A 7,831-nucleotide genomic window follows, 5' to 3' on the forward strand; every position below is an offset into this window, starting at 1 on the left:
CCCGGATGGGCGGCGCGGCGGCCGACGGCACGGCGACGGCGGGCGGTCGTACGGCGTCGGCAGGCGGTCGCGCAACGGCCGGCGGCGGGGTGAACGGTAGTGCGGCGGCGGGTCGTGCGGAGGCCGATGGCACGGTGGCCAGTGGCGCGGCGGGCAGTACGACGGCCGGTAGCGCGGGAGCAGGAAGTGTCACAGCAGTCCTTCGCGTCCTTGCGGAGCCGCGGCAGCGGTCACCCGGCTCCGGTGAACCGGTCCCGGGCGCCGCTGCGGGCGGCCCGGAGAACCGGCATGCCTGTTACGGGTGTGCGCGGGGCGCACACCCGTACCGCCTCCGGCGCACAGAGGCCGGAGGGCGGATGGAGGTCAGGGAAAGCGGAGGGGGAACGGTGGCCCGCGCCGCGAGATGGCGTGCAGGGCCGGCAGGTCCTGGGGGCGCCGTCCGGGCCGGCGGCGGGTGCACCGCCGGGCGGGCGGCACCGGGGCGGGCGGCACCGCGGACCACAGGCGCCAGGCCGTCCGCAGCGGGGCACGGACGAACAGCACCAGGCAGCGACTCAGCCGGGCGAGGGCGACCTCGCCACGCCACAGCCACCAGCCGCAGATCAGTCCGGCCACCGCGTGGGCGGCGGCCATGCCGAGGGTGAACACCGCGCCGTCGAAAGCCGCCAGAAGCCCCATCAGGTCCGACGAACCGCCGATCGGGGCCTCGTGCTCGGAGTGGTTCATCGCGCCCGACGCACCATGCCCGCCGCCCGCATGGTGCGCGCCGGAGCCGGACGGCAGCCAGGATTCGGCGCCGGTGAAGAAGGCGTGCAGCACCGACTGCCCCAGAACGTGGGCCGCGACGGTCACCGGAGCGCTCCGTTCCCGCGCGGCGAGCCACCAGCCCGCCGCGCACACCGGAAGCAGGGCGGCGGCCTGGACGAGCAGGGGCAGGGGCGCGCCGGACATCAGCGCGTGGCCGAGTCCGGACACGGCGACGCACACCACCGCGAACAGCACGGTGCGCCCGAGTCGGAGTGCGGTTCCGGCTCCCATGGCCGCCATCGTGCCAGCCGGACCCGCCTCGGAGTGAAGAGCACCAGATGCCGAAACAACGGGAGTTCGCCGCGTTTGCCCCACCAGCACCACAGAGTGATCCATATCACAGGTGCGTGTCGGGAACTTTCCCCTCTTTGCGTCCGACTGCTTCAACAACGCGTCTGCGTAAGCCTCGTGGCCCGGGGCCGCCGCATCCGCCGCCGCCAGCCGATGCCCCCGCCCCGAAGAGGCCGCATGACGAATCCGCCCCCCACTCCCGAACCGGCAGCGGCCGCCGAGACGTCCGGAACCACCGCGCCCGACCCCGAAGCCGTTGCCACGGACACGGCCTCCGACAGCGCCGCGTCCGACGACGACGGCCGGGTCCCCGGCCCCCGCTCGCCGGGAGAGTCGAAACGACCGACGCTCCGCTCCGACCTGCGGGCCTCGTGGCCCGACGGTCTGGTGGCGCTCCTCATCACCGCGGCAATCTTCGTCCTGCTCTACATACGCATCCGCAACAAGGCCTCCTCCACCGTCACCGTGATGCCGTTCATGGCCGACGCGGGCGGCTTCTGGATGTACTTCCTCAGCCAGGCGTTCGGCTGGTCCGCCCTGCTCTGGGCCTGGGGGACCGTGGTCCTCGGCCTGATGCTGTCAGGTCCGCGGCCGGGCCGCCTGCCGCTGTCGGGCCCCCGGCTGGAACGCCTCCACCGCACCACGAGCCTCAACACCATCTCGCTGATCGCGGCCCACGCCCTGCTGTTCGCGGCGGAACTGGTCCGGCACGACACGGCGTCCTGGAACTCCGCGGTGGCCACCGCCTTCGTGGAGGCCTTCGTCCCCGGCGGCTACGACTCGGGGACCGGGCGGATCGCCTTGCCCATCGGTCAGGCGGCCCTGTATCTCGCGATCCCGCTCGGCCTGCTCTTCTACGTACGCCACCGCATCGGCCCCAAGACCTGGCGGGTCCTGCACCGTTGCGTGATCGTCGTCTACGTCCTCAGCGTCTGGCACACCCTGCTGTACGGGACCAACGTCTGGTACGACGGCTGGTTCCGCACCAGCGTCTGGCTGCTCCAGCTCCCGATCGCCGCGCTGCTGCTCCTGCGTCTGATGCGGCCCGCCCGTCGCTCCGAGGAGCTGCCCGGCCGGCCCGGAGCGACCACCGGGGCCCGCACGGGATGGGCCCTGCGGCTGGGCGGACGGCTCGCGGTGGTGGCGGTCCTGGCGGCCCTGGTCGCCGTCGTGGCGAGCGGCAGCGACGGCGGGCGCAGTGAACCCCCGAAGGACACCTCCTCCACCCACAACCACGACTGAGAGGCGACCGCAACCAGGACCGGAGACGGCCCGCCACCGCGCCTGAGAGGTGACCGCCACCGCACTCAAGGACCGTCGGCCACCACGCCGGGAGGCCGCCCGCCCGGCGACGTACGCTCGGAGGCATGAACACCAACGATCTTCCCGTGATCGCCGCCGTCGACGGCTCCACGCACAGTCGGCAGGCACTCGACTGGGCCACCCGCGAAGCCGTGCGGCGCGGGCTGCCTCTGCTGATCGTCCACGTCCGCCCGCTCACCCGGCAGATCGACGAGGAGACCGGGCGGCGCGAGGCGGAGACGCTCCTGGCCGAATGCGTACGCCGGAGCGCCCTCACCGCTCCGGAGCTGCGGCCCTCGACGCTGGCCCCGCTGGACTTCCCGTCGGCCGCCCTGGTCTCGCTCGGCCGGGACGCGTCCATGATCGTGGTCGGATCGCGCGGACTCGGCGGCTTCCGCTCGCTGATGATCGGCTCCAACAGCCTCGCCACCGCGTCGATGGCGAGCTGTCCCGTCGTCGTCGTGCGGGACGACCGCCCGGAGGGGGACGACGGCCGCGCCGGGGACGCGGGGGCCTTCACCGACATCGTGGCGGGGGTGGCCGCCGACGAGAGCAGCGAAGGGGTCCTGGAGTTCGCGTTCGCCACCGCAGCCTCCCGGCCGGGCGCCCGGCTGCGGATCGTGCACGGCTGGACGATGTTCTCCTCCATGCTCGCGGGCGGCCCCGTCCTGGACCGGGAGGAGGCGGCGGGCTCGGCCGCTCGGACGCTGGCCGAGCTGACCTCGGGTTGGCACGAGAAGTACCCGCGAGTGGAGATCGTCCGGGAGCCGGTCAACGGTTCCGCCTCGCGCACCCTGGTGACCGCTTCGGCAACGGCGGCCCTGACGGTGATCGGCCGTCGCAGGGGCGGCGAGTCGCTCGGGCTCGGGCTGTCCCCGGTGGCGCAGACGGCGGTCACGCACGCGCTGGGGCCGGTCGCCGTCGTGCCCTGCTGAGCGGTTGTCCACGCCCTGCCGAGCCGTTTCCCCATGCTCTGCTCAGCCATTTCCTCACGCCCTGCCGTCCCGCCCCACGCACCCCGTTGGCGCGGGCCCCTTGGCCTGGCGGGCGGCTTGACCGAGACTTGGCCAATGACACAGCGTGTGGCACTCGCGACCGTGATGGACCGGCTTGCCATCGATGCGGTGATCACCGGGTACGCGGTGGCCGTCGACGACGGGGCCTGGTCGGACTACGGCGCCCTGTTCACCCCGGACGGCCGCGCGGACTACCGGGGTGCGGGCGGCGTGGAGGGCCCGGCCGAGGAGATCGCCCGGTGGCTTCAGGAGACGATGCGCCTCTTCCCCGTACGCCAGCACCTGATCGTCAACCGCCGGATCGACCTGGAGGACCTCGGCGGCTACACGGGCGACCGGGCCGAGGTGCTGGCCGACTACCTCAATCCGATGTGCCTGGACCGGCGGGCGGCGGGCGAGACGGACGCGCCGGGGAAGGCGGATTCCGGGCGGCCCCGGGGCGCCACGCCCGACTTCGTGACCGGCGGCCGATACACCTTCGAGCTGCACCGTGCCGAACCGGGCTGGCTGATCCGTGCGGTCACCGTCCACGAGAAGTGGCGCCGGACGCCGGGCGCGTAGGGCCTGTCGTCCCCCTGCCCTCGTCGCCCGATGGGCGGCCGGGCGATCCGCCGTGCCCCCGCTCGGCCGCGTCCTGTGTCCGGCGGCGATCGCCTCCCCCACACTGGGTGTCCAGACGGGGTATCCAGGGGTTGACGCGGTGACGGCGACCGCCTGCCCGCGCGAGCGAGGAGGGCACGGCATGCGAATCCGGGGCGGGCGTCTCCCGGTCGGCCGGAACGCGGCCGGCGCCTCCGGTGACGGTGCCTGCGGGGAGAGGTCCTCCGAGGGCAGCACCACCGGGGACGGCTCCTCCGGTGACGGGCCGGCGGCCGGCGGCCGGGACTCCGTCGGCGCGGGGCCGCTCCCGTCCCCCTGGGCGCGGGGCGCGGCGGCACTGCTCGCCGGGGCGCTGCCCGCTCTCGCCTTTCCCGCGCCCGGTCTCTGGTGGTTCGCCTACGTGGCGCTGGTCCCCTGGCTGCTGCTGATCCGAACGGCTCGCACGCCCCGCCGGGCGGCGCTGGACGGGTGGATCGGCGGGACCGGGTTCGTCATCGCCGTGCACCACTGGCTGATGCCGAGCCTCCACGTCTTCATCCTGCTGCTGGCCGCCCTGCTCGGACTGCTCTGGGCGCCCTGGGGGCTGCTGGTGTCCCGGCTGCTCGGCGGGTCTCCTTCCGCGCCGCGTGCCGTGGCCGCCGCGGTCGTCGTGCCCTCCGGGTGGCTGATGATCGAGCTGGTCCGGTCCTGGGAGGGGCTCGGCGGGCCCTGGGGGCTCCTGGGCGCGAGTCAGTGGGAGGTCGCCCCCGCCCTGCGGGTCGCCTCGGTGGGCGGGGTGTGGCTGGTGAGCCTGCTGGTGCTCACGGTGAACACCGGCGCGGCCCTGCTGATCGCCGACCGTGCGGCCCGCTGGACCGCCGGGGTCCTCCTGGTGGTGTGCGCCCTGTCCGTCACGGCGGTGTGGGCCTGGGCGCCCCGGCCCGCGAGCGCCGGCACGGTCAGGGTCGCCGTCGTGCAGCCGGGCGTCGTGGCGGGGCCGGGAAGTGTCGCGCGCCGCTTCGACCGGGGTGAGGAGCTGACCCGTTCGCTGGAGGGCCGGGGCGTGGACCTGGTGGTGTGGGGCGAGAGCAGCATCGGGGCGGGTGCGTGGCAGAACCCGGAGACCGCGCGGCGGCTGGCGGAGCTGTCCCGCCGGGTCGGCGCGGATCTGCTGGTCAATGTGGACGCCCGGCAGACGGGCGGCTCGGGGCGGTCGGGGATCTTCAAGTCGGCGGTGCTCGTGGGTCCTGACGGGCCGACCGGGGACCGCTACGACAAGATGCGGCTGGTCCCGTTCGGCGAGTACGTCCCGGTCCGCTCCCTGCTGGGGTGGGCGACCTCCGTGGGCAGGGCGGCGGGCGAGGACCGGCTGCGCGGCGACCGCCAGGTGGTGATGACCCTGCCGGACGGGGCGCGGGGGCTGCGGGTCGGTCCGCTGGTCTGCTTCGAGTCGGCGTTCCCCGACATGAGCCGCAGTCTGGTGCGCGACGGTGCGCAGGTACTCGTCGCGCAGTCGGCGACCTCGACGTTCCAGGACAGCTGGGCCCCGGCCCAGCACGCGTCGCTGGGGGCGCTGCGGGCGGCCGAGAACGGCCGCCCGATGGTCCACTCGACGCTCACCGGGATCAGTGCGGCGTACGGGCCCCGGGGGGAGCGGGTGGGTCGCCCGCTCGGCACGGACGCGAGCGCGGCGGAGGTGTTCGACCTGCCGCTGGCACGCGGCGGCACGCTCTACGGCCGGCTCGGCGACTGGCCGGTGTACGGGGCGCTGGCGGCGCTGGCCGCGCTGTGCGCCGTGGAGGGACTGCGGGCTCTCAGGAGGCCAGCTCCAGGGCCTCCCTGACCACCCGCTCGCACAGCTCATGGGTCGCCAGGGCGTCCCGGGCGCTGAGTGTCTCGCCCCGGCGCACGGCGTCGAGGAAGGCGTGCACACAGGCTTCGATGCCGCGCTGCCGGGCCACGGGAACCCAGTCGCCGCGCCGCCGCACACTGGGCTGGCCCTTGTGGTCGATGACGTCCGCGAGGTTGAGGACCTGTCGCTTGGTGTCCTGGCCGGACACTTCGAGGATCTCCTCGGTCGACCCGTTCAGCCGGTTCATCGTGCCGATCGCGGTGAATCCGTCGCCGGAGAGCTGGAGCACCACGTGGTGCATCAGGCCGTCCACGATCCGGGCCCGCACCGTGGTGTGGTCGACGGCGCCCGGGGCGAGAAAACGCAGGGTGTCGACGACGTGGATGAAGTCGTCGAGGATCATGGACCGGGGGTCCTCGGGCAGTCCGACCCGGTTCTTCTGCATGAGGATCAGCTCGCGCGGGTGCTCCGCGCACTGCGAGTAGCCCGGGGCGAAACGGCGGTTGAAGCCGACGGCGAGGCTGACGCCTCGTTCCTCGGCGAGGTTCACCAGCCGTTCGGACTCGGCGAACTCGTAGGCGATCGGCTTGTCGACATAGGTGGCGACGCCGGCCTTGAGGAGGCGTTCCACGATCTGCGGGTGCACGGCCGTCGGGGCGTGCACGAAGGCCGCGTCCAGCCCTTCGGCGAGGAGGGAGTCGAGGGTCGTGTGACGTCCCGCGGCCGGGATGCGGTGGGCGTCGCCGACCGCATGGAGCGTGGCGGGGGTGCGGGTCTGCAGGTGCGGTTCGACCCCCGGTACGGCGGTGAGCACCGGCAGGTACGCCTTCTGCGCGATATCGCCGAGCCCGATGCAACCGATCTTCACGAGGTCTCCCTGTCGCCGTGCCGCGCCGCTGTGCGCGGCTGTTCGCACCTCGGCAGCATACGTCGCCGCCACCGTCGGTCCGATCTCCGGTTCCGCCGGCAAAACCCCTGGCCAGGCACATGATCATGGGTAAGGGTGGCAGCCATGACTTCTTCCGGGAGCCCCGGTCGCTCCGAGCCCGCCTTCGACGCCGCCGAACGCCCCATGCTGGAGGGCTGGCTCGACTACCACCGCGAGACGCTCGCCATGAAGTGCGCCGGTCTCACGGACGCGCAGCTGCGCGAGGCGTCCGTGCCGCCCTCCGCGTTGACCCTGCTCGGCCTCGTACGGCACCTGGCCGAGGTGGAGCGCTTCTGGTTCCGCGAGATCCTGGCGGGCGCGGAGCTGCCGGACCTCTACTCCACCGAGGAGGACCCGGACGGGGACTTCACGGTGACGGAGTCCACCACCTGGGCCGGGACGGAGTCCGTCTGGCGGGCGGAGACAGCGGCGTCCCGCGAGAGCGCCGCCGCGTTCGGCCTGGACGACTTCTCCAAGGGCGTCGGCTCGTCGGGCAAGCCGTTCAGCCTCCGCTGGATCTATCTGCACATGATCGAGGAGTACGCCCAGCACAACGGCCACGCCGACCTGGTGCGCGAGCGCGTCGACGGCGCCACCGGCAAGTGAACGCACCGGCGCCCGGCCAGAAGCCGGTCCGAAGGGCCGGCACCCGGTCAGGTTCCTGGTTCGGTGCGCGCCGCTGACCGGGTCACTCGTGCGGGCCATTCCCTGCCCACCGGGCCACCGGGACCGGGCCGCACCGCAGAGTTGTCGGGTGCAGAGAACCAGAATCACCGCGAGACTCCTGGTCGGGTTAGCGGTCACCACCGTCTCCGGCTGCGTCTCGGTGGAGCCCGGAGCCGTTCCTTCCCTCCGTCCCGGGGCCACCGGGCCGGTTCAGGACGTGGCCCCGCAGATCGTGCAACCGCCCGCCCGTGAGGCGCTGGAGGTCATGCCGGATCCGAGCCCGTCGGCCGCCCGCCCGGCCTCCCCCGCGCCCCCGGCCGCCGGCTCCCCCGAGGAGGCCCGGCTGGTGAACCTCGCCGAGGAACGAGGCGTCAGCCTCGCCGTCGGCTT

General features: G+C 73.7%; 7 protein-coding genes and 1 pseudogene. 5 read left to right on the forward strand and 3 right to left on the reverse strand.

Annotated elements, in window-relative coordinates; translation table 11 throughout:
* Both B9S58_RS38435 and B9S58_RS08960 read right to left on the reverse strand, forming a co-directional pair.
* Positions 1 to 193, reverse strand: a pseudogene (locus B9S58_RS38435) (hypothetical protein); the annotation flags it as partial.
* Between the two features lie 170 nt (positions 194 to 363).
* On the reverse strand, positions 364 to 1,038 hold the full coding sequence (locus tag B9S58_RS08960; protein WP_103531584.1) for a hypothetical protein: 675 nt from the start codon (positions 1,036 to 1,038) through the stop codon (positions 364 to 366).
* A 237-nt stretch (positions 1,039 to 1,275) separates the two neighbouring features.
* Between B9S58_RS08960 and B9S58_RS08965 the strand changes: the two genes are divergently transcribed.
* From B9S58_RS08965 to lnt, 4 genes are all read left to right on the forward strand, one after another.
* Complete coding sequence (locus B9S58_RS08965; RefSeq protein ID WP_103531585.1) at positions 1,276 to 2,340, forward strand: ferric reductase-like transmembrane domain-containing protein; 1,065 nt, start codon at positions 1,276 to 1,278, stop codon at positions 2,338 to 2,340.
* 125 nt (positions 2,341 to 2,465) lie between these two features.
* Positions 2,466 to 3,335 (forward strand): universal stress protein, encoded by an 870-nt coding sequence (locus tag B9S58_RS08970; protein ID WP_103531586.1) that lies wholly within the window; start codon positions 2,466 to 2,468, stop codon positions 3,333 to 3,335.
* A 135-nt stretch (positions 3,336 to 3,470) separates the two neighbouring features.
* Positions 3,471 to 3,977: a nuclear transport factor 2 family protein gene (locus B9S58_RS08975; RefSeq protein WP_103531587.1), complete on the forward strand. Its 507-nt coding sequence runs from the start codon at positions 3,471 to 3,473 to the stop codon at positions 3,975 to 3,977.
* Between the two features lie 181 nt (positions 3,978 to 4,158).
* Positions 4,159 to 5,838, forward strand: a complete 1,680-nt coding sequence (lnt, locus tag B9S58_RS08980; protein WP_103531588.1) for an apolipoprotein N-acyltransferase — start codon at positions 4,159 to 4,161, stop codon at positions 5,836 to 5,838.
* On the opposite strand, the gene B9S58_RS08985 is transcribed toward lnt, so the two are convergent.
* Entirely contained in the window at positions 5,810 to 6,715 is a 906-nt protein-coding gene (locus B9S58_RS08985; RefSeq protein WP_103531589.1) for a Gfo/Idh/MocA family protein, read from the reverse strand. The genes lnt and B9S58_RS08985 overlap by 29 nt on opposite strands.
* Before the next feature lie 144 nt (positions 6,716 to 6,859).
* Between B9S58_RS08985 and B9S58_RS08990 the strand changes: the two genes are divergently transcribed.
* Positions 6,860 to 7,381: a DinB family protein gene (locus B9S58_RS08990; RefSeq protein WP_103531590.1), complete on the forward strand. Its 522-nt coding sequence runs from the start codon at positions 6,860 to 6,862 to the stop codon at positions 7,379 to 7,381.
* The last annotated feature ends 450 nt before the right edge of the window (positions 7,382 to 7,831 follow it).

It is taken from the genome of Streptomyces sp. SM11 (assembly GCF_002910905.1).
Taxonomy (GTDB): domain Bacteria; phylum Actinomycetota; class Actinomycetes; order Streptomycetales; family Streptomycetaceae; genus Streptomyces.